This window comes from Kitasatospora sp. NPDC093550, assembly GCF_044764985.1.
GTDB lineage: Bacteria > Actinomycetota > Actinomycetes > Streptomycetales > Streptomycetaceae > Kitasatospora.
The window spans coordinates 108,864-128,772 of record NZ_JBIWJF010000005.1 but is presented as its reverse complement, the minus strand read 5'-3'; the positions used below and the strand labels follow the sequence as shown (position 1 = coordinate 128,772).

Sequence of the window (19,909 nt, the reverse complement as noted above, 5' to 3'; positions counted from 1 at the left end):
GCCCGGGCCCCGGCCCGGTGTCCTGGCAGGCCCGGCCGGGGCTCCCGGGTCAGCGCCACGGCGGGTCGTAGCGCCAGTACTGGTTGGTCGCCGACTGGGTCGGCTGCCACTGGATGACCGGGGCGCCGTCGGCGGTGCTGCCGCCGGAGACGTCGAGGAAGAGCTGACTGGCGACGTTCTGCAGGTAGAAGGTGGCCGTTCGCGGAAGGATGACCATCTTCCACTGCTGGTTCGCCCCGCCGTCGCACTCCCACTGGTCGGCCTGGGTGCCCCAGGTGGTGCTGAACCCGGGGATCTCCAGGCACTTGCCGCTGTGGGCGTTGACGAGCCGGCCGTCGGCGCCCCAGATCCACTGCTGGTTGGCGCCGCCGGTGCAGCTCCACTGGCGGACGGGGGCGGCGTCGTCGGTGCGCCAGTCGGCGACCTCCAGGCACTTGCCGGAAAAGGCCGTGATCACCCGCGGGGTGTCCTCGGTCCCCGGCGCGCTCACCTCCGCGACGGCCGGGGTGGCCGCCGCGAGCGCGAGGGCGCCGGCGGCGGCGAGTGCGCCGACGGCGGCGAGTGCGCCGACGGCGGTTCGGAGGCGGGTTCGGTCGGGTGCGGCGGTCATGTGTTCCCCCCTGGGACGTGGTCATGGAGTGTCGGCCGCCGAGCGGACGCCCGGTGGCGCGCCGACAGTGGGACGGCGGTTCAGCGCGGCCCGGCGAGGAAACCTAGCAGGCGTCGCCAGGAGCCCGGGGCGACGGCGGAGCGTCCGACGGCCGGGAGCTCGAAGAAGCCGTACGGCGCGCCCCCGAACGCTCCGGGCGCGGCCGCGCCCGGAGCGTTCGGGTTGCCGGGGGAACTCCCGCAAGATTCCCCGTCAGATCGTGGAGAGGTCCTTTCCGGACGTGCGGTCCGATTCCCGTGCGGTCACGTCCTCGCCGGGGGAGTGCCGTTCGGCCCGGCGCAGCGCGCCGGCGCCCAGCAGCAGGGCGAGGGCGAGGGCGGTGACCAGCCCGAAGGAGACGGTCAGCGAGGTGGCCTGGGCGAGGGCGCCGATCACCGCGGGGGCGATCAGGCCGGAGGTGTAGGTGACGGTGGCGACGCCCGCGATGGCCTGGCTGGGGTTCGGGCCGATCCGGCCGGCGGCGGCGAAGGCGAGCGGGACGACGACGGCGATGCCGATGCCGATCAGCGCGAAGCCGGGGATGGCCAGCGCGGGGCTGTCGGCGGCGACCACCAGCAGGCCGCCCGCGGTGGCGACGGCGCCGCTGATCCGGGTGGCGCGGACGGCGCCGAGGCGGCGGATCACGGCGTCCCCGGCGAGACGGCTGGCCGCCATGGTGAGCGAGAAAGCGGTGTACGAGGCGGCGGCGACGGTGGCCGAGGCGCCGGTGACGTCCCGCAGGTAGACGCCGCTCCAGTCCATCGAGGCGCCCTCGGCGAAGACCGCGCAGAAGCCGACCAGCCCGATCACCAGGGAGCTGCGCGGCGGCAGCGCGAACCGCGGCGGCTCCTCGGCGCCCTCCTGCGCCCGCAGGTCGGGCAGGCCGCGGCAGACCGCCTGGCCGACGAGGAGCAGGACCAGGGAGGTGACCGCCAGCTGCAGCCGGGCGTCGAGGTCGAGGTGGGCGGCGAGGATGCCGAAGCCGGAGGCCAGCAGACCGCCGGCGCTCCACATGCCGTGCAGGCCGGACATGATCGAGCGGCCGAGCCGTTCCTCGATCTCCACGCCCTGCGCGTTCATCGCGACGTCCGCCGTGCCGGCCGCGGCCCCGTACACCAGCAGGACGGCGCAGAGCGCCGGCAGGGAGGGGGCGAGCGCGGGCAGGGCGAGGGCCAGGCACCAGAGCGCGATCAGGACGCGCACCGCCGCCCGCCCGCCGTAGCGGTGCACGAAGCGGCCGGCCAGCGGCATGGCGAGGGAGGAGCCGACGGCGGGCATGACCAGGGCCAGGCCGAGCTGCCCGGCGGAGAGGTCCAGGCGGTCCTGGATCCACGGGATGCGGGTGACGAAGCTGCCGCTGACGGCGCCGTGCACGCCGAAGACCAGGGCGATGCTCGCCCGGGCCCGGCGCGGGGCGGTCAGCGGTTCCGGCGGCGGTGCGGGCGTGCGGGTCATCGGTGGTCCCTCCCGGGCGGGTGGTGCGGTCGGACGGTGCGGTCGGGCCGCTCGGCCGGACGGTTCGATAAACTATCAGGAAGGGACCCTGATAGAAACACTCTGAAAGGATGACCGGTCATGACCACCGTGCGTACGGCCACGCCGAGCACCGCCCGGGCGATCAACGACCGGCTGGCGCTCAACCTCCTGCTCGAACAGGGCCCCCTGACCGCGACCGAGCTCCGCGACCTCACCGGCCTGTCCCGGCCGACCGTCGCCGACCTGCTCGAACGCCTCCAGCGCACCGGGCTGGTGGCCGTCGTCGGCGAACGCGGGGAACAGCGGCGCGGCCCCAACGCCCGGGTCTACGCGCTGGTCGCCTCCCGCGCGCACATCGCCGCCTTCGACGTCCGCTCCGGCGGCGTCAGCCTCGTCGTCGCCGACCTGGCCGGACACGCCCTCGCCACTGCCGAGGTCCCGGTCCAGGGCGAGGGCGGACCGGACACCGCCGCGGCGATCACCGCCACCCTGCGGGAGACCGCGCGCGGCGCCGGCGTCGAGCGGCTGCACACCGTCGCGGTCGGCGCCCCCGGCCTCGTCGACCCCGGTACCGGACGGCTGCAGAGCACCGGCAACCTCCCCGGCTGGCACGCCGAACTCCTCGCCGCCCTCCGGGAGCTGCCCGGTACCGAGGTGATCCTGGAGAACGAGGTCAACCTGGCCGGCCGCGCCGAGCACCGGGTCGGCGCGGCCCGCGACCGGGACACCTTCGTGCTGATGTGGCTCGGCCACAGCGTCGGCGCCGCCGTCATGCTGGACGGGCGGCTGCGCCGCGGCTTCTCGGGCGGTACCGGAGAGATCTGCTTCCTGCCGGTCCCCGGCACCGTCGGACTGCCGCGCGCCGACAGCTGCGAGGGCGGCTTCCACGACCTGGTCGGCAGCGCCGCGATCTGCGTGCTGGCCCGCGAGCACGGGCTGCCCGCCGACCCGGCCGGGGACGCACCCGCCGCCGAAGCCGTCGTGCGCACGGCGGTGGCGACGGCCGGCGGACAGGGCGAGGAGGGCCGCGCGGCCGGCCGCTTCCTGGACGAGCTGGCCGAGCGGATCGCGATCGGCGCGGCGAGCGTCTGCGTCGTGCTCGACCCCGGCTGCGTGGTGCTCGGCGGGGAGATCGGCCGGGCCGGCGGCCCCGAACTGGCCGGCCGGGTGGAACGTCGGCTGGCCCGGCTCTCCCCGCTGAGCACCGAGGTGCGGGCCGGTACGGCGGGCGGCGGCGCGGTGCTCGCCGGGGCGGTGCTCACCGCCGGCGACGCGGTCCGCCGGGACCTCTTCGGCGAGCCGTAGTCCCCGAGCCGTCGATCATGAGCCTCGAACCTGAGTCGTCGCCCCGGGTCGTCGCCCCGGGTCGACGCGCCGAGTCGTCGCCCCGAGTCGTCGCCCCGGGCCGTCGGCCCCCGAGCCGTCGACCCCGAGCCGTGGGCCCTCCGGCGGACCGCGCTTTCCGGTTGCCGCCGCCCGTGCGGCAGGATGGCGGCGGGAGGATCCGACCCGACCCGTCGTCCCCCCGATCCCCTCGAACCACCGTCAGGAGTCGCTCATGGGCCAGCCCGAGGTGCCGGTCAACCCGTACCGCATCGGTGAGGCCGCGGCGCTGCTCGGCGTCAGCGCCGACACCATGCGGCGCTGGGTGGACGCGGGGCGGCTCGCCGCCGCCCGGGACGAGCACGGGCACCGGATCATCCCCGGCGCCGAGCTCGCCGCCTTCGCCCGCGAGCTGGCCCGGCCGGAGAACGCCGAGGCCGAGGGCCGCCCGTCCTCGGCCCGCAACCGCTTCCCCGGGATCGTCACCGACGTGGTGCTCGGCGACGTGGCCGCGCAGGTGGAGATCCAGGCCGGGCCGTTCCGGGTGGTGTCGCTGATCAGCCGGGAGTCGGCGGAGGAGCTCAACCTCGTCCCCGGCGCGCCCGCCACGGCGGTCATCAAGTCGACCAATGTGATGGTCGAGCGGCGCTGACCGACCACGGCGGCCCGTGCGCCGCCGACGTCCCGACGACGAGTGCCGGAACCGAACGGAAGCGAACGAGAGGCCCGGATGCCACCCCCGCACCTGCCGACCACCCAGAGCGCCGTGCTCGCCGTCGAAGCCGTCGCGCGGCGGCACGGCCGGAGCGTCCGCGCCCGGCACGACATCGGCGCCGACCGGACCTTCGCCGGACTGGTCGAAGCGGACGGCGGCTTCGACGCCGTCCCGCACGAGGCGCTGCTGGAGTTCGACGGCAGCCCGGCGGTCGGCGTCCGGCTGTTCACCCACGACGAGGTCACGGTGACCGTCGAGGGCGTCGCCTTCGACGTCGACCGCGACCGCGTCCCCGGCTTCCTGGACGCCGTCTGGTCCGACCTGGTGCACGTCGAGGCGCGCACCTTCCCGCCGTCCACCACGCTGATCGTCACCGTCCCCGGGGAGCCGAGCCACCGCGAGGGCATCGGCGTGCACGACCTCACCCCCTGGCTCGCGGGGAGGATCCGATGACCACCCACCGCAGCCCCCGCGTGCAGGCCGTCGCCCACCGCGGCGACCCCTACCGGTACCGCGAGAACACCCTCGCCTCCGTCGAGTCCGCGCTCGCCGCCGGAGCCGACGCCGTCGAGGTCGACGTCCGGCTCACCCGGGACGAGGTGCCCGTCCTGCTGCACGACCGCACCCTGGAACGGCTCTGGGGCGACCCCCGGTCGATCGACCGGGTCACCGCCGAGCAGCTGGACGGACTGCGGCAGGGGCAGCTGGGCATCCCCACCCTCGCCGAGGCGGTCAAGGCGGTCACCGGTCGGTCCGAGGCCGCCGAGGACCGCCGCCTGCTGATCGACCTGGACGAGCCCGGGCCGGCCGCGGCGACCTGGTCCGTGGTCACCGGACTCGGCGCCGAGCGGCACGTCGCCTTCTGCGGCCCCGTCTCCGCGATGCTCGCCGTACGCGAGCTGACCCCGGACGCCGAGATCGCGCTCACCTGGAAGCAGCCGCGGCTGCCCGTCCCCGCCCTGCTGGCCGACCTGCGCCCGCGCTACCTCAACCCGCCGTTCGGCCTGGTCACCCCCGAGTTCACCGCCGCCGCGGCGGACGCCGGCCTCGCCGTCTCCACCTGGACCGCCGACCTGCGCCGCACCATGCGCAGGCTGCGGGACACCGGAGTCGCCTCCATCACCACCAACCGGATCGGCGTGCTGCGCTCGGTGCTGGACGGCCGCCGGTGACCGAGCGCGGGCCCGTCCTCACCGCCAGGGCGCTCGGCCGCGCCCTGCTGGCCCGTCAGCACCTGCTCGCCCGCACCGACCTGACGCCTGCGGCGATGATCCACCACCTCGGCGGCCTCCAGGCCCAGGCCGCACCCCAGCCGCCCTACCTCGGACTGCTCGCCCGCCTCGACGGCTTCACCCCCGAACCGCTGAGCGCGCTGATCGAGCGGCGGGCGGCCGTCCGGATCGCCCTCCACCGGGGCACCATCCACCTCGTCACCGCCGAGGACTGCCTGACGCTGCGCCCGCTGCTCCAGCCCCTGCTGGACCAGCAACTGCGCACCACCTACGGCGAACGGCTCGACGGGCTGGACCTGGACGCGCTCGCCGCCGAGGCCCGTGCACACGTCGAGGAGGAGCCGCGCACCTTCCAGCAGCTCGGCACGCTGCTCGCCGCCACCCGCCCGGACCGCGATCCGGCCGCGCTCGCCCAGGCGGCCCGCTGCCGGCTGCCGCTGGTCCAGGTGCCGCCGCGCGGCCTGTGGGGGCGCGGCGGCCCGGCCGCCCACACCACCGCCGAGGCCTGGCTCGGCCGCCCGCTCGACCCGGCGCCGACCCCGGACGACCTGGTCCTGCGCTACCTCGCCGCCTTCGGCCCGGCCACCGTCGCCGACGCCCAGAAGTGGTGCGGGCTCAGCCGGCTCGCCCCGGTGCTGAAACGGCTCGCGCCCCGGCTGCTGACCTTCCGGGACGAACGGGGCCGGCTGCTGTACGACCTGCCGGAGGCGCCCCGGCCGGAGCCGGACACCCCGGCGCCGGTCCGGCTGGTCGCGCCCTTCGACAACCTGCTGCTCTCGCACGCCGACCGCACCCGGGTGCTGCCCGAGGAGTACCGGGGGCGGGTGATGACCCAGAACGGGATCGTGCTGGGCAGCCTGCTGGTGGACGGCCTGGTCGCCGGGAGCTGGCGGCTGACGGGCGAGCGGGAGGTCGTCGTCCAGCCGTTCGCGGCGCTGCGGCGGGCCGACCGGCAGGCGGCGGAGGCCGAGGCGCGGCGGGTGCTGGCCTTCGCGGGCGGAGGCGGGGACGGGACGGTCCGGATCGAGGCGGTGCCGTAGCGGTGCCGTAGCGGCGCGGTCACGGCACGACGGGCGGCACAACGGGCGGACCGTCACGTTCTCTGCTGAGATGGGTCGGTTCGGACTCGTCGACGAGCTCGCCGGAGGTGGCCGTGTCCGTGGAACGACCGCCCGACCGCCGCCCGCCGTACCTGATGCTGCCGCCCGCGGTGCGGCGGGCGGCGGCCTGGTCGGCGGCGGTGATCCTGCTGATCGCCGTCGCCTCGCTGGTGGTCTTCGCCCTGGTCGAGCTGCGGGCCGCGACCGTGCCGTTCGTCCTCGCGCTGCTCGGCGCCTCGCTGCTCCAGCCGGTGGTGCCCTGGCTGGTCGGGCGCGGCCTCAGCCGGGGCCTCGCCGCCGGGCTGACCTGCACCGTCCTGGTGGTGGCGGTCGGCGCCGTGATCGCCCTGCTGGTCAACTCCCTGGTGCACAGCGCCCCGCAGATCGCCGAAGCGCTGCCCGCGGCCGGTCGGCGGCTGGAGGAGTGGCTGGGCCCGCTCGGGAAGAAGATCCAGCACGCCCTCGCCAACGCCAGGGGCGAGACCAACTCCTTCGTCTCCACTCTCACCAACGGCGTGCTCTCCGGGCTCGGCCTGCTCACCCAGGTGATCACCGGCGGGGTGCTGGCCCTCGCCCTGGTCTTCTTCTTCCTCCGCGACGGCCACCGCACGGGCGACGCCATCCGCTCCTACCTGCCCGGTCGCGGCGCCGACACCGTCATCGCCTGCGCCGAGCGGGCATTCGACGCGATGGCCGGCTTCATGCGCGGCACCACCCTGATCGCCCTGATCGACTCGGCCTTCATCACCATCGGCCTGCTCGCCCTCGGGGTTCCCGGCGCGCCCGGCCTCGGCGCCCTGGTCTTCATGGGCGCCTACATCCCCTTCGTCGGCGCCTTCCTGTCCGGAGCGGTCGCCGTCCTGGTCGCCCTCGCCGACGGCGGCCTCGGGACGGCCCTGTGGGCGCTCGGCGTGGTCCTCGCCGTGCAGATGATCGAGGGCAACATCCTCCAGCCCGTCATCCAGAGCCGCACCGTCGAACTCCACCCGGCCACCATCATGGTCGCCGTGGTGGCCGGCTCGGGCATCGCCGGCATCATCGGCGCCCTGCTCGCCGTCCCGGTCTGCGCGGCGGCCGCCGGCGTGGTCTCCGTCCTGCGCGGCCTCCCCGGGCGGACGGCCGAGGCGGCGGAGTAGGGCCACCGTGCTGACGTCCCGCTGCGCCTGGCTCCGCCGCCGCGGCCGGCCGGTGGCTGGTATCCGGTTGTTCCCGGGGCGGAGGCGTGCGAGCATTGCTAATGCGACGCGAGTCGCGATAGCGATGAGTGGAGGGGTGCGCGCATGGAGCTGTTCACGGTGGCGGGCGAGGGGGCCGGGCCGTACGGGGTGGCCGTGGGGGCGGACGGGGGCGTGTGGTTCACGCTGGTGCACAGCGGGGAGGTCGGGCGGCTGGCGGGTGACGGGACGGTGGAGCGGTACGGGCTCGGGGCGCCCGAGTGCGGGCCGGCGGTGATCGCGGCGGGGCCGGACGGGGCGCTGTGGTTCAGCCGGATGCGGGACCACCGGATCGGGCGGATCGACCGGGACGGGACGGCCGGCTCGTACGCGCTGCCGGGCGGGGGCGCCGGGCCGTACGGGATCGCGGCCGGGCCCGACGGGGCGGTGTGGTTCACCGAGATGAACGCCGGTGCCGTCGGGCGGATCACCGTGGACGGGGAGGTGACGGAGTACCCGCTGCCGGTCGCAGGGGCCTTCCCCTCGATGATCACGGCCGGGCCGGACGGCGCGCTGTGGTGCACGCTCAACCAGGCGGACGCGGTGGCCCGGGTCGGCACGGACGGGGAGGTGACCGTCCACCGGCTGCCCACGGAGGGGACCGCGCCGGTGGGGATCACCGCCGGCGCCGACGGCGCGCTCTGGTACGTGGGCATCGGCGGCGGGCTGGTCGGGCGGATCACCGTGGACGGCGCGGTGACGGAGTACCCGCTGGCCGACCGGGCGGCCAAGCCGCACGCGATCGCGGCCGGGCCGGACGGCCGGCTCTGGTTCACCGAGTGGGGCGCCGGACGGATCGGGGTGCTCACCCCGGACGGGCGGCTCGACGGCCACCCCATCCCGGGCGGGGGCGCCGAGCCGCACGGCATCGCGGTCGCCCCGGACGGTGCGGTGTACGCGGCGCTGGAGCGCGGCGAGATCCTCCGGATCGCGCCGGGGCGGGCTCAGGGCTGACGGCGCAGCAGTTCCTCCAGGTCGGCGAGCAGGCCGAGGGCGGCGGCGCGGTCCGGGACCGGCTCCGGGGCGGGGGCGCGCTCGGCGATCACCCGCAGGGCGGCGGCGGCCTGACGGGCGAACAGCGCCAGCAGGTCCAGCTCGGGAAGGCTGGAGCGGGCCTGCGGGGCCGGGTCGAGGACCTCCAGGACGCCGAGGACCCGGCTGCCGTGGGTGAGCGGGGCGGCCATCAGGGCGTTCGGGACGTAGGCGGTGGACTCGGCGAAGTCACGGTCGAAGGTGCGGTTGGCGCCCAGGTCGTCGACCACCATCGGCTCGCCCGAGGCGGCGACCCAGCCGGCGATGCCCCGGCCGGCCGGGAAGCGGCGGCCGACCAGGGACTCCTCGCCGCGCCCGGAGACGGCCTGGAAGACCAGCTCCCCGGCGGCCTCGTCGAGCAGGCAGACCGAGCCGGCCTGGGCGCCGAAGATCGCCCGGGCGACGTCCACCACGGACTGCAGCAGTTCGCGGGCCAGCGGATCGACGGCGGGGTCAGTGCTGAGGGTCATCGGGCGCCTCCGGGGTGGGGGTGGTCGGGACCTTGACGTTGGCCGCGGTGAGGTAGAGCGCGCTCTTCAGCTGGAAGGTGGTCAGCCTCGGCCGCCGGGACAGGAGGCGGGCGCAGAGCCCGGCCACGTACGGGGTGGCGAAGCTGTTGCCGGTGGTGCGGATGGTGGCACCGCCGAGCCAGGGCACCCGGACGTTCTGGCCGGGGGCGAAGAACTCCACCGGCGGCGTCGGGTTGTACAGGTGCAGGGCCGGGTCGTCCTCCTGGTGGCTGCCCACCGAGATCACCGAGGAGAACCGCCACGGGAAGCTCTCCACCGGGGTGTTGTGGGCGGAGGCGACGATCGCGGTGCGGGCGAAGAAGGCGTCGTCGGCGATCGCGTGCAGCTCCTCCAGGAAGCGGGTCCGGGTGGTGGAGAGGCTGAGGTTGACGACGTCGAAGCCCTGCCGGACGGCCCAGCGGAGCCCGGCGATCAGCATGTCGCCGGTGCCGGAGAAGCGTTCGCCGAGGACCCGGACGCTGTAGAGCTCGCAGTCCGGGGCGGTGCGGCGGATGATGCCGGCGCAGGCGGTGCCGTGGCCGCAGGTGTCGCCCGCGGTGTCCGGGCGGACGGCCAGCTCCCGGGTGACCGGGTCCTTGACCACCGCCCAGGAGCCCTCCAGCGGGCCGACCAGCGGGTGGTCGGGCTCGATGCCGGAGTCGACCACGCAGACCCGCACGCCCCGGCCGGTGCCCTCTGCGGGGGCGGCGCCGCCCCCCTCCGGGCCGACGGCGTCGGCGAGCACCGTCAGCTCGTCGGGGGTGCGGTCGCGCAGGCTCCAGGTCAGTCCGTCCGGGCCGCTCACCGGGTGCCCCCGAGCCGCTCGGCGCGCCGGATGCCGGGCAGGTGGCCCTTGGCGGCGAAGCGGTCCCGGGCGGTGGCGGCGGCCGCGGCGGCCTCGGCGGGGCGGTCCAGCAGCAGCAGGGCGTGCGCGCGGTCCAGCGCCGTCAGCGCCTGCAGCAGCAGCGACTCGGTGGCCTGGGCGGCGCTCAGCGCGGCCGCGGTGAGGTCCAGCGCGGGCTGGGCCTCGCCCCGGGCGGCGGCGAGCCGGCCGCGCAGCGCGTCCAGTTCGACGGCGAGCACCGGGGGCAGCGCGCCGGCCGCGTCCGCGCCGTCCAGGTGGCGGGCGGCGTGGGCCGGGCGGTCGGTGTCCAGCAGGACGCGCGCGGTGGTGAGGGCGAGCCGGGGCAGCGGGGCGGCGGTGCCCTGGCGGCGGGCGATCTCGGCGGCGTCGGCCAGCAGGTCCAGGGCCTGGTGGGACTGGCCGGTGGCGGCCGCGGCCTGGGCGGTCAGCGCGGGCAGCGCGACCATCGCCTCGGCCAGCGACAGCTCCCCGGCCAGGCCGTTGGCCTCGGCGAGCAGCAGCTCGGCCTCCTCGGGGCGGTCGCGCAGTGCCAGCAGGACGGCCAGCGGGCCGTTCAGCGCGACCCGGACGGTCCGGCGGCCGGCGCCGTGGTCGGCGAGCAGGGCCCGCAGCCGGAAGGTACCGTTCGGCACGGGCTCGGGGCCGGCCAGCAGCGAGGCGGCCAGCGCGGCCAGCACCGCGGCCCGGTCCAACTCGGCGTCGGTGCGGGAGACGTGGTCGAGCGCCTGGTCGAGCAGCCGCTCGGCCTCGGTGTGCCGGCCCGCCAGCAGGTGCTCCTCGGCCAGCCGCAGCCGGGCACGGGCCTGGCCGAGGTCGTCCCGGGTGTCGGTGAACAGCGGCAGCACGGCGCGGGCGGTGGCGGCGGGCTGGTCCTGACCGGGCGGCAGGCCGCGGGCGGCCAGCGCCAGCCGCGCGTGCGCGGCGTCCAGCGGGTCGGCGGCCGCGTCGCGCACCTGGGCCAGGACGGGCAGCGCCTCGTCGGCGCGGCCGAGCGCCAGCCGGGCCTCGCCGAGGCGGCGCAGCACCGGGCCGGCGGAGCGCTCGTTGGGGTAGTGCAGCCGGACCGCGCGCTCCAGCAGGTCGGTGGCGGCGGGCAGGTCGGCCCGGGCGAGGGCCCGGGCCCCGGCGGCGCCGAGGGCGGCGGCGGCGCGGGTGCGCAGGGCGTCGGTGCGGGCGTCCAGCAGGCCGAGTTCCAGCCGGTAGCGGTGGGCGCGCTCCAGGTGGCCGCCGACGGCGGCGTCCCCGGCGGCGCGGACGGCCGGCAGGTCGGCGGCGCGCTCGTGGCGCTCGGCGCGGGCCCGCTTGGACATCGACTGGTAGACCGACTCCTGGACCAGGCCGCTGCTGAACCGGTAGCCGGTGCCGGCCGCTTCGACCAGGCCGCGCTCGGCCAGCCGGGCCAGCGCGGCGTGCAGCCGGGGCGGGGTGTCGTCGCCGGCGGTGGGCGGGCCGGCCGGCAGGCCGTCGATCGGGCCGGTGAAGACGTCGTCCTCCGGGTCGGCGAAGGCGTCCTGGTCGGTGCCGCCGTGGGTGAGTTCGGCCAGCTCGGCGGCGGTGAAGGCACGGCCGAGGACGGCGGCGAGGTCCAGGGTGGCGCGCTCGTCGCGCTCCAGTCCGTCGATCTGGGCGCTGAGCAACGCCCGCCCGCTGGGCGGGAGTTCGTCGGCGTGCGCGGGGCCGTCGGCCTCGGTGAGAGCGGCCAGCAGCTCCTCCAGGTGCAGCGGGTTGCCCTCGGCGCGCTCCAGCAGCCGGGTGGGCACCGCGTCCTGGTGGGCGCTCAGCTCGGTCAACTGGGCCGCCAGCAGGGCGGATTCGTCCCAGGACAGGCCGCCGACCGGCAGCGTCGGCAGCTCCGGGCGGGAGGCCGGGAGCTCGGGGCGGGCCAGGCAGAGCAGCAGCACGGGGGCGGAGCCGAGCACCTCGGTCAGCCGCTCGGCGGCGTCCAGCAGGGCCGGGCCGGCCCACTGGCAGTCGTCCAGGACGAGCACGGCGGGGCGCTCCACGGTGCGTCCGCGCAGGATCGCGGCCAGCAGCTCCAGCGACTGCCCGGCGCCGATGCCGGGTGCGGTCGCCTCGTCCAGCCGGGCCAGCGCCTCGGCCGGGGCCGCGCCCTCGGGCTCGTCCAGCAGGGTGCGGACGGCCTCGGCGAGCGGCGCCAGCGCGCCCTGCTCGCCGAAGCTGCGGCAGCGGGCGGTGCCGCAGCGCGCGGTGCGCCGGCCCACCCGCTCGCGCCACTCGCGCACCAGCCGGGTCTTGCCGATCCCGGCCTCGCCCGCCACCAGCAGCAGCTCGGCGCCGGAGCCGCCCGCCACCCGGGCCAACGCGGCGTCCAGCTCGGCCAGTTCGCGCTCCCGGCCGACCAGCGGGACGTCGAAGCGGCGCAGCAGCTCCGGGTCGTCCTCGTCCAGGCCGACCAGGCGGTAGGCGGTGACCGGCTCGGCCTTGCCCTTGAGCTGCAGCGGGCCCACCTCGTCCACCTGGGCGGCCGGGCCGGCCGCGCGCAGCGTCTGCGGGCCGATCAGCACCTGGCCGGGGGCGGCCCGGGTCTGCAGCCTGGCGGCGATGTTCACGGTCTCGCCGGAGATCAGCGCCTGGCGCGCCGAGGCGTCCGAACCCGCCACCACCTGGCCGGTGTTGACGCCGATCCGGACGTCCAGCCGGACCCCGAGGGTGGCGTCCAGCTCGGTGTTGAGGTCCTCCAGGTCCTCCAGCATGGCGAGCGCGGCGGCCAGCGCCCGGTGGGCGTCGTCCTCGCGGATCACCGGGACGCCGAACACGGCCATCACGGCGTCGCCGATGAACTTCTCCAACGTGCCGCCGTGCGCCTCGATCTGGCGGTGCATCCGCTCGAAGTAGCGCAGGATCACCTCCCGCAGCGTCTCCGGGTCGAGCGCGCCGGACAGGGCGGTGGAGTCGACCAGGTCGCAGAAGACCACGGTGACCAGCTTGCGCTCCTCGGCGGCCAGGTCGAGGGCGGCCGCCCGGGGCGTGCCGCAGGAGGGGCAGAACTGGTCGTTCGTGGCGACGAGTTGGGCGCAGAGTGGGCAGGGCATGGTGGCCGTCCTTCGGTCGTCCTCCGCTGGGCGGGGCGTACGGGCGTACGGGGCGCGGGCGGGTACGGCGCCGCGGTGTCCGGGCGTTCCGGGTCAGGGTGGCCGGGGCGGCTTCGGGCCCGGTTGGGGAGCGCTTGGCGGTCGGTATGGCCGCAGCCCGGGCGGGGCGCGGTGGTCTCCGGCAGGGCCCCGCGGCGCTCGCCTTGCGGTGCCGGCACCCCCGCGACCTGCGGCCATACCGGTGGCCAGGCGGCCCCGAAGCCGGGCGCAGCCGGCCCCGCCGACGATGGTCGGCACGGCGGGCGGTCGCCCGCCGCCACCGTGACGGCCCACCTGCGGCGTCCCACCTGTGGAAGGGAGTTCGACCATGGCTGAGAACATGGACCAGAACCTCGGCGAGAACGGCGAGGAGACCCCGGAGGTCGAGGCGCACGCCGCCAACGTCCTGGACCTGCAGTCGATGAAGGTCCTCGCCGAGGCTTCGGACGGCAACTGCTTCAGCCTGATCAGCTACGTCGGCGGCGCCGAGACCAGCGCCTGACCGACACCGGTCGCCAGGCCGGATGCCGGGCCGCGCACGGGGCGGGCGCACCACCGCCCCCGGCCGCCGGCCGTACGGCCTCCCGCACCTGGAGCAAGGCCCCCGGGGCGGTCCCGTCACGACGGGACCGCCCCGGCCCGATCCCGCCACCACCCCCCCACGGAGGACGGCCATGGCGCCCACCGCCCCGGAGCCCACCCCGCTCGCCCGCAACCGGGACTTCCGGCTGCTCTGGGTCGGCGGCCTGCTGGCCTCGCTCGGCTCCCAACTCGCCTCGATCGCGCTGCCGTTGCTCGTGCTGCGGGAGACCGGGTCGGCCGCCCGGGCGGGCGCCATCGGCACCGTCTCGGTCGGTGCGCTGCTGCTCACCATGCTGCCCGGCGGTGTGCTCGCCGACCGGATCGAGCGACGTCGGCTGATGCGGATCTGCGACGTCGGCAGCCTGCTGGCGGTCGCCGCCCTGGTGGTGGCGGTGCTGCGCGGAAGCGCGCCGCTGCCGCTGGTCCTGCTGGTCGCCGCCGCCGGGGCGCTGATCTCCAGCGTCTACGGGCCCGCCGCCGGCGCCCTGCTGCGCACGGTGGTGCCGCGCGAGCACGCCCGGGAGGCCTCCGCGCGGATGCAGGCGCGCGGCGCCGCGGCCCGGCTGGTCGGCCCGCTCGGCGGCGGGGCGCTGTTCGCCTGGCACCCGGTGCTGCCGTTCCTCGCCGAGGGCGTGGGACTGCTGCTGTCCACGGTGTGCGTGGCCCTGATGCGGACCCGCTCCACACCCGCCGAGACGAGCGGATCGGTTTTCGGCAAGCGGGAGTTGACCGCCGGGCTGGCCTTCATCTGGCAGCAGCCCTATCTGCGGACGCTGCTGCTGATCTTCGGCCTGGGGATGAACTTCGCGTTCAGCGCGCTGATGTTCGCCACCCTGGCCGTGGCCTCCGACGGCGGGCACTCCGGGATCGGCGGCGGCACGGTGGTCTCCTGCACGGCGGCCGGCGCCCTGGCCGGTGCGCTGCTCGCCCCGAAGCTGGGCGCCCGGGCGCGCGACGGCAGCCTGGTGGCGATCGCCTGCTGGGCCTCCGCGCTGACCGCCGGGGTGCTGACGGTCACCCGGGTGCCGCTGGTGATCGGGCTGCTCTGCGCGGCCTGCATGTGCCTGTCCACCATCGCCAGCATCGGCTTCGTCTCCGGCATGCTGCTCGCCGCGCCGCCGGACCGGATCGGCCGGGTGCAGAGCGCCGCCGGTTTCCTGTCCACCCTGATCCAGCCGTTCGGCCCGCTGGTGGGCGGCACCCTGCTCGGGGCCGTCGGCGGCACCCGCACCTTCGGGCTGCTGGCGCTCGCCATCGCGCTCTGCGCGGCCGTGGTCACCTGGGCGCCGCCGGTGCGGCGCGGGCCGGTGCTCAGCCCGGCCGTCTGAGCCCCGCCGCTCCCGCCCCGCCGTCCTCGCCGCCGCGGTTCCCGCCGCCCCGCCCCGCCCCCGCCGTCCGAAGCCGTTCCGGAAGGGAGACGCCATGGCCGGCGCCCACGAGACCCAACTCTTCTGCCTCGCCGACCCGCTGTACTACGACACCCCCGGTCGGCTGCGCGACCGGGCCGGCCGCTACCCGCTGGGGCTCGGCGCACCGCCCGCGGGCTGGCGGCGCGAACAGCGCGGGCTGTGGACGGCGCTGCGGCCCGAGGGCGGGGCGCTTCCGGAGCAGGGCTGGAAGCTGCACGTGTCCGCGGTCGAGGAGGGCGCCGAGGAGACGCTCGCCGTGGTCGCCCGGATCTGCTCGGAGCGTCGGGTCGCGTTCAAGTTCCTGCGCAGCGCGGCGGCCCTGCGGGTGGCGAACGGCAAGTACACCGGGCGCGGGAGCAGCGGCAAGTTCATCACCGTGTACCCGGGCTCGGAGGAGCAGTTCGCCGATCTGGCAGGGGAGTTGGCGCAGGCGCTGGACGGCCGCCCCGGCCCGTACGTGCTGACCGACCTGCGGATCGGCAGTGCCCCGGTGTACGCGCGCTACGGCGCGTTCGTCGAGCTGTGGTGCGAGGACGAGGCGGGCCGGCCGGTGCCCGCGCTGCGCGACCCGGCCGGGACGCTGGTGCCGGACTCGCGCGAACCGGTGTTCCGGATGCCGGCGTGGGTCGAGCCGCCCGCGGTGCTGCGCCCGCACCTCGCCGCCCGGGAGGCCGCCGCCGGGGACCTGCCGTACCGGATCCTGGAGGTGCTGCAGTTCTCCAGTGCCGGGGGGATCTACCTGGCCGAGCACCGGGGCAGCGGCGCACGGGTGGTGCTGCGCGAGGCCCGCCCGTACGCCGGCCTGGACGCCGCCGGGGCGGACGCGACGGCCAGGCTGCGGCGCGAGCGGTGGGCGCTGGAGCGGCTGGCCGGGCTGGAGTGCGTGCCCCGGCTGCACGAGGTGCGGACGGTGTGGGAGCACACCTTCCTGGTGCAGGAGCACATCGAGGGCGTCCAGCTGTTCACCGAGGCGGTCCGCCGCTACCCCCTGGTGCACCAGGACTGCACGGCCGAGCGGCGCGCCGATTACGCGCGGTGGGTCGACGGGGTGGTCGCCGGACTGGAGAAGGCGCTCGACGCGCTGCACGAGCGGGGCGTGCGGTTCGGGGACCTCCACCCGGCGAACGTGGTGCTCCGGCCGGACGGTTCGGTGGTGCTGGTGGACTTCGAGTACGCGGCGCCGCTGGACGACCGGCGGGTGCCGAGCGCGGGAGCGGCCGGGCTGTCGATCCCGCCGGGGCTGGACGGCGCCGAGGCGGACCGGTTCATGCTGTGGGCGACCTGGCTGATGCTGCTGATGCCGGTGCAGGAACTGGCCGACCGCGACCCCGGCAAGCTGCCGGCGCTGGAGCGGCGGGCACGGGAGTGGTTCGGACTCGGGCCGGAGGAGGGGCCGGTGCGACCGGCGGCATTGGCGGCGCTGACGGCGCGGACGGAGTCGGTGAGCGAACGGCGCGGCCGGGAGCTGCTGGCCGGCCCCTCCTGGACCCCGGCCCGGCGCGAACTGGTCGCGGGCATCCACGCGGGAGCCACGCCGGACCGGCCGGACCGGCTGTTCCCCGGCGACGTGGCCGGGTTCGCCGACGGCGGGACGGGCGTCGCGCACGGCGCGGCCGGGGTGCTGTACGCGCTGCACCGGGCGGGCGCCGACTGGCCGCAGGAGTACGCGGACTGGCTGGTCGCGGCGCTGCGCCGGCGCGGAGCCCGGCCGGGCACCGGGGGCCTGTACGACGGCCCGCTCGGCATCGCCGTGGCGCTGGCCCGGGTGGGTCGGCCGGAGGCGGCCGAGGAGCTGACGGCGCGGGCGCGCACGGCCCGACCGGCCCGCCAGGTCGGCCTGTTCGGCGGGCGGGCCGGCGCCGCGCTCGCCCGGCTGCGGCTCGCGGACGCGCTGGACAGCCCGCGCGAGGCGGCGGACGCGCTGCGCGACGCCTGCGAACTGGCGGCGGTGGTCCGCGGCGAGGCCGTGGACGGCCTGGACCAGCCCTCGGCGGCCGGGCTGCTGTACGGGCTGGCCGGCATCGCGCTGCTGCAGCTGAGGCTGTACCGGCGGACCGGCGAGCGGTGGCTGCGGGACTCGGCGCGGGCGGCGCTGGAACGGGCCGTGGGGCAGTGCGTCCGGGTGCCGGACGGCTCGGTGCAGGTGCTGGAGGCCGGGCGACGGCTGGCGTACCTGGACCGGGGGAGCAGCGGGATCGCGCTGGTGCTGCGGGAGTACCTGGAGACGGCCGAACTGCCCGGCGGGGAGGCGTTCCTGGCGGACGTGCGGAAGGTCTGCGCGCCCGGGTTCATCCGGGAGCCGGGGCTGTTCCGGGGCCGGGCCGGACTGACCCTGGCGCTGGACCGGCTGGACCGCCCGGGCGGACTGGAGGGTGGGGGTGGTGCGGGTGGCGAGGAGCCGGACCGGCCGGGCGCCCCGGCGGAGGCGGTGGCCGAGCAGGTGGCGCGGCTGCAGTGGCACCTGGTGGCCCGGCCCGAGGGGCTCCTGGTGCCCGGGATGCGGCTGCGGCGCTTCTCCGCGGACCTGCACACCGGGGCGGCGGGCGTGCTGCTGGCGCTGTGGGGGCTGGAGGAGGACCGCGGGGACGTGCTGGACCTGCTGACCCTGGGGTGAGCCCCGCGCGGGTGTCGGTGGCCGGGTCGTCAGGAGGCGGCGCCGAGGACGGCCGCCGCGCGCTCGCGGGCGTGCAGATGGGTGAGCCGGGGCAGCGCGTAGAGGGCGGCGTGGGCGGTGACCTCGCCGGTCGGTGAGGTCACCGCGCCGGTGTCGATGAGCGCCTCCAGGGTGCGCAGGGCGAGGCGTTCGGGCCGGCCGAGCGCGGCGGCGGCCTCGGGGAGGGTGAACAGCAGGGACAGCGGCAGGGCGGCGAGCCGGGCGAGCGCGAGCCGGCCCTGGTCGCCGAGGTCCTGCCAGCCGGAGTCGAGCCGGGCGCGGACGGTGACGTCCCCGGCGACCAGCTCGTCCAGCGCGCCCGCCGGGTCCTCCAGGCGCGCCGCGTACTCGGCGAGCGGCAGGTGCCGCAGCACGGCCAGCCGGGTGCCGGCCACCCGTACGGCCAGCGGCAGCAGCCCGCAGGCGTCCACGATCCGGGCGGCGGCGGCGCGGTCGGCGCCGATCCGGCCGGTGCCGACGATCCGGCCCAGCAGCTCGACGGCCTCGGCGGGCGCCAGCGGCGGGACGGTGACCCGGTGCACCGAGGCCAGGCCGGCGAGTTGGCTGCGGGAGGTGACCAGGACGGAACTCGGGCCGTGCCCGGGCAGCAGCTCGCGGACCACGGACTCGCCCGGGGCGTCGTCCAGGACCAGCAGCATCCGGCGCCCGGCGAGCGACGCGCGCCACAGGGCCGCGGCCTGGCCGGGATCGGTCGGCGCGGGACCGGTCGGCGCGGCGGCCGACCGGCCGGTGAGGGCGGCGAGTTCGGCCAGCACCTCGGGCAGCGGGCGCGGGGTGCCGTCGGCCCTGCGCAGCCGGACCAGCAGCCGGCCGTCCGGGAAGCGGTCGGCGAGCAGATGGCCGGCGTGCACCGCGAGCGAGGTCTTGCCGCTGCCGGCCGGCCCGGAGAGCACCGCGACCCGGCCGCCGCCCTCGCCCAACTCGTCGACCAGAGCGCGCAGTTCGGTGGTCCGCCCGGTGAAGTCGGCGGTGTCGGCGGGCAGCAGGACGCCGTGCGGGGCGGTGCCGCGCTCCGGGCGGGCGGCGGCGGGCCCGGTCCGGCCGCGGGCTAGCAGCTCCCGGTAGCGGGCGGTCAGCGCGGGGCTCGGCTCCAGGCCCAACTCGCGGGCCAGCAGCTGGCGGTGGCTGTCGTAGACGGCGAGCGCCTCGGCCTGCCGGCCGCACAGGTGCAGCGCGTTCATCCGGGCCGCCTGGAGACGCTCGCGCAGCGGGTGGCGCTCGGCGAAATCGGCCAGCTCCTCGGCCACGGCGGTGGCGTTGCCGAGCTCCAACTCCGTTTCCGCCCAGTCCTCGTGGACACCCAGGCAGCGCGCCTCCAGCCGCTGCGCCTCGGCCTCGACGGCGGGCGAGGAGCGCAGGTCGGCGAGCGGCGGGCCCTGCCACAGGTCGAGGGCCTGGCGCAGCAGCCGGGCGGCCGGGGCGAGCGCACCGCCGTCGGCGGCTGCCCGGCCGGCCCGGGCCAGGGCGCGGAACTGCAGGAGGTCGAGCTCGGATTCGGCGACCCGCAGCAGGTAGCCGCCGGCCGAGTGGACCAGCCGGTCGGGTCCGTCCTCCCGGCCGAGCAGGGTGCGCAGGGTGCAGATGTACACCTGGAGGTTCTTGCGGGCGGTGCGCGGCGGCTCCTCGGGCCAGACCGCGTCGGTGAGCAGGTCGACCGGGACGGCGGTGTTGGCCCGGCTGAGCAGGACGGCCAGCACCAGCCGCTGCTTCAACGGCCCCAGGGCGAGCGGGCGGGCGCCGGCCTCGCCGGTGAGCGGGCCGAGGACGGAGAAACGCAGCCGGGCGGGGGCGGCGGGCTGGGCCAGGGGCATCGGCGTACCTCCGGGGGCGAGAGCGGGGCGGGGCGAGGGCGGGCGGGCGGCGGCGCGATCGCGGTTTCGGGAGCGGTTTCGGGAGCGGTTCGAGGTCGGTTCGGTGGCGGCTGTCGGGCGCTTGTCGGGCGGTTTGCGGGCGGTTCCCGGGTGGTTCGACGGCGGTCGTCGGTCCGCGCAGGCTACTGGACCGTCGACCGGCCCTGAAGGGCACGGAATCGGGCGG

16 protein-coding genes are annotated in these 19,909 nt (G+C 77.0%); 10 read left to right on the top strand and 6 right to left on the bottom strand.

From position 1 onward, the window contains the following. Positions 1 to 49: 49 nt before the first annotated feature. Both ACIRD3_RS09660 and ACIRD3_RS09655 read right to left on the bottom strand, forming a co-directional pair. The gene (locus ACIRD3_RS09660) at positions 50 to 610 is read right to left on the bottom strand and encodes an RICIN domain-containing protein (RefSeq protein WP_402213674.1); all 561 of its coding nucleotides are present in this window, start codon (positions 608 to 610) and stop codon (positions 50 to 52) included. A 252-nt stretch (positions 611 to 862) separates the two neighbouring features. Beyond that, positions 863 to 2,104: an MFS transporter gene (locus ACIRD3_RS09655; RefSeq protein ID WP_402213672.1), complete on the bottom strand. Its 1,242-nt coding sequence runs from the start codon at positions 2,102 to 2,104 to the stop codon at positions 863 to 865. A 120-nt stretch (positions 2,105 to 2,224) separates the two neighbouring features. Between ACIRD3_RS09655 and ACIRD3_RS09650 the strand changes: the two genes are divergently transcribed. The 7 genes from ACIRD3_RS09650 to ACIRD3_RS09620 all read left to right on the top strand — a co-directional run bounded on the left by ACIRD3_RS09650 (position 2,225) and on the right by ACIRD3_RS09620 (position 8,663). After that, the gene (locus ACIRD3_RS09650) at positions 2,225 to 3,430 is read left to right on the top strand and encodes an ROK family transcriptional regulator (RefSeq protein ID WP_402213671.1); all 1,206 of its coding nucleotides are present in this window, start codon (positions 2,225 to 2,227) and stop codon (positions 3,428 to 3,430) included. 253 nt (positions 3,431 to 3,683) lie between these two features. Continuing rightward, positions 3,684 to 4,100 carry a molybdopterin-binding protein gene (locus ACIRD3_RS09645; protein WP_402213669.1) on the top strand — a complete coding sequence of 139 codons (417 nt, stop codon included), beginning with the start codon at positions 3,684 to 3,686 and terminating at the stop codon, positions 4,098 to 4,100. A gap of 78 nt (positions 4,101 to 4,178) precedes the next feature. Beyond that, complete coding sequence (locus tag ACIRD3_RS09640; protein WP_402213667.1) at positions 4,179 to 4,616, top strand: hypothetical protein; 438 nt, start codon at positions 4,179 to 4,181, stop codon at positions 4,614 to 4,616. Then, complete coding sequence (locus tag ACIRD3_RS09635) at positions 4,613 to 5,335, top strand: glycerophosphodiester phosphodiesterase (RefSeq protein WP_402213665.1); 723 nt, start codon at positions 4,613 to 4,615, stop codon at positions 5,333 to 5,335. The genes ACIRD3_RS09640 and ACIRD3_RS09635 overlap by 4 nt, the downstream gene beginning before the upstream one ends. Then, positions 5,332 to 6,435 (top strand): winged helix DNA-binding domain-containing protein, encoded by a 1,104-nt coding sequence (locus tag ACIRD3_RS09630; RefSeq protein WP_402213663.1) that lies wholly within the window; start codon positions 5,332 to 5,334, stop codon positions 6,433 to 6,435. The genes ACIRD3_RS09635 and ACIRD3_RS09630 overlap by 4 nt, the downstream gene beginning before the upstream one ends. Positions 6,436 to 6,554: 119 nt before the next feature. Then, entirely contained in the window at positions 6,555 to 7,631 is a 1,077-nt protein-coding gene (locus ACIRD3_RS09625) for an AI-2E family transporter (RefSeq protein WP_402213662.1), read from the top strand. A gap of 144 nt (positions 7,632 to 7,775) precedes the next feature. Next, entirely contained in the window at positions 7,776 to 8,663 is an 888-nt protein-coding gene (locus ACIRD3_RS09620) for a virginiamycin B lyase (protein WP_402213660.1), read from the top strand. Here the strand turns inward: ACIRD3_RS09620 and ACIRD3_RS09615 are convergent. The 3 genes from ACIRD3_RS09615 to ACIRD3_RS09605 are packed head-to-tail and all read right to left on the bottom strand — an operon-like array spanning position 8,654 to position 13,168. After that, positions 8,654 to 9,211: a GAF domain-containing protein gene (locus ACIRD3_RS09615; protein WP_402213658.1), complete on the bottom strand. Its 558-nt coding sequence runs from the start codon at positions 9,209 to 9,211 to the stop codon at positions 8,654 to 8,656. The two genes, ACIRD3_RS09620 and ACIRD3_RS09615, sit on opposite strands and share 10 nt — an antisense overlap. Further along, complete coding sequence (locus ACIRD3_RS09610) at positions 9,195 to 10,055, bottom strand: S8 family peptidase (protein ID WP_402213656.1); 861 nt, start codon at positions 10,053 to 10,055, stop codon at positions 9,195 to 9,197. Before ACIRD3_RS09610 ends, ACIRD3_RS09615 begins: the two co-directional genes overlap by 17 nt. After that, positions 10,052 to 13,168 (bottom strand): adenylate/guanylate cyclase domain-containing protein, encoded by a 3,117-nt coding sequence (locus ACIRD3_RS09605; RefSeq protein WP_402213654.1) that lies wholly within the window; start codon positions 13,166 to 13,168, stop codon positions 10,052 to 10,054. Before ACIRD3_RS09605 ends, ACIRD3_RS09610 begins: the two co-directional genes overlap by 4 nt. 367 nt (positions 13,169 to 13,535) lie before the next feature. Here ACIRD3_RS09605 and ACIRD3_RS09600 point away from each other — a divergent pair, with 367 nt between their 5' ends. The 3 genes from ACIRD3_RS09600 to lanKC all read left to right on the top strand — a co-directional run bounded on the left by ACIRD3_RS09600 (position 13,536) and on the right by lanKC (position 17,812). Further along, positions 13,536 to 13,709, top strand: a complete 174-nt coding sequence (locus tag ACIRD3_RS09600; protein WP_402213652.1) for a hypothetical protein — start codon at positions 13,536 to 13,538, stop codon at positions 13,707 to 13,709. Between the two features lie 22 nt (positions 13,710 to 13,731). Continuing rightward, a complete protein-coding gene (locus ACIRD3_RS09595) occupies positions 13,732 to 15,117 on the top strand; it encodes an MFS transporter (protein WP_402213650.1) in 1,386 nt (461 codons plus the stop codon). Positions 15,118 to 15,211: 94 nt separating this feature from the next. Next, complete coding sequence (lanKC, locus tag ACIRD3_RS09590) at positions 15,212 to 17,812, top strand: class III lanthionine synthetase LanKC (protein ID WP_402213648.1); 2,601 nt, start codon at positions 15,212 to 15,214, stop codon at positions 17,810 to 17,812. A 29-nt stretch (positions 17,813 to 17,841) separates the two neighbouring features. On the opposite strand, the gene ACIRD3_RS09585 is transcribed toward lanKC, so the two are convergent. Next, a complete protein-coding gene (locus tag ACIRD3_RS09585; RefSeq protein WP_402213647.1) occupies positions 17,842 to 19,683 on the bottom strand; it encodes a BTAD domain-containing putative transcriptional regulator in 1,842 nt (613 codons plus the stop codon). Positions 19,684 to 19,909 lie beyond the last annotated feature (226 nt).

Coding starts and splice junctions, on each gene's coding strand:
- ACIRD3_RS09660 (WP_402213674.1), bottom strand. CDS start 610: ATGACCGCCGCACCCGACCGAACCCGCCTCCGAACCGCCGTCGGCGCA.
- ACIRD3_RS09655 (WP_402213672.1), bottom strand. CDS start 2,104: ATGACCCGCACGCCCGCACCGCCGCCGGAACCGCTGACCGCCCCGCGC.
- ACIRD3_RS09650 (WP_402213671.1), top strand. CDS start 2,225: ATGACCACCGTGCGTACGGCCACGCCGAGCACCGCCCGGGCGATCAAC.
- ACIRD3_RS09645 (WP_402213669.1), top strand. CDS start 3,684: ATGGGCCAGCCCGAGGTGCCGGTCAACCCGTACCGCATCGGTGAGGCC.
- ACIRD3_RS09640 (WP_402213667.1), top strand. CDS start 4,179: ATGCCACCCCCGCACCTGCCGACCACCCAGAGCGCCGTGCTCGCCGTC.
- ACIRD3_RS09635 (WP_402213665.1), top strand. CDS start 4,613: ATGACCACCCACCGCAGCCCCCGCGTGCAGGCCGTCGCCCACCGCGGC.
- ACIRD3_RS09620 (WP_402213660.1), top strand. CDS start 7,776: ATGGAGCTGTTCACGGTGGCGGGCGAGGGGGCCGGGCCGTACGGGGTG.
- ACIRD3_RS09615 (WP_402213658.1), bottom strand. CDS start 9,211: ATGACCCTCAGCACTGACCCCGCCGTCGATCCGCTGGCCCGCGAACTG.
- ACIRD3_RS09605 (WP_402213654.1), bottom strand. CDS start 13,168: ATGCCCTGCCCACTCTGCGCCCAACTCGTCGCCACGAACGACCAGTTC.
- ACIRD3_RS09600 (WP_402213652.1), top strand. CDS start 13,536: ATGGCTGAGAACATGGACCAGAACCTCGGCGAGAACGGCGAGGAGACC.
- ACIRD3_RS09595 (WP_402213650.1), top strand. CDS start 13,732: ATGCCGGGCCGCGCACGGGGCGGGCGCACCACCGCCCCCGGCCGCCGG.
- lanKC (WP_402213648.1), top strand. CDS start 15,212: ATGGCCGGCGCCCACGAGACCCAACTCTTCTGCCTCGCCGACCCGCTG.
- ACIRD3_RS09585 (WP_402213647.1), bottom strand. CDS start 19,683: ATGCCCCTGGCCCAGCCCGCCGCCCCCGCCCGGCTGCGTTTCTCCGTC.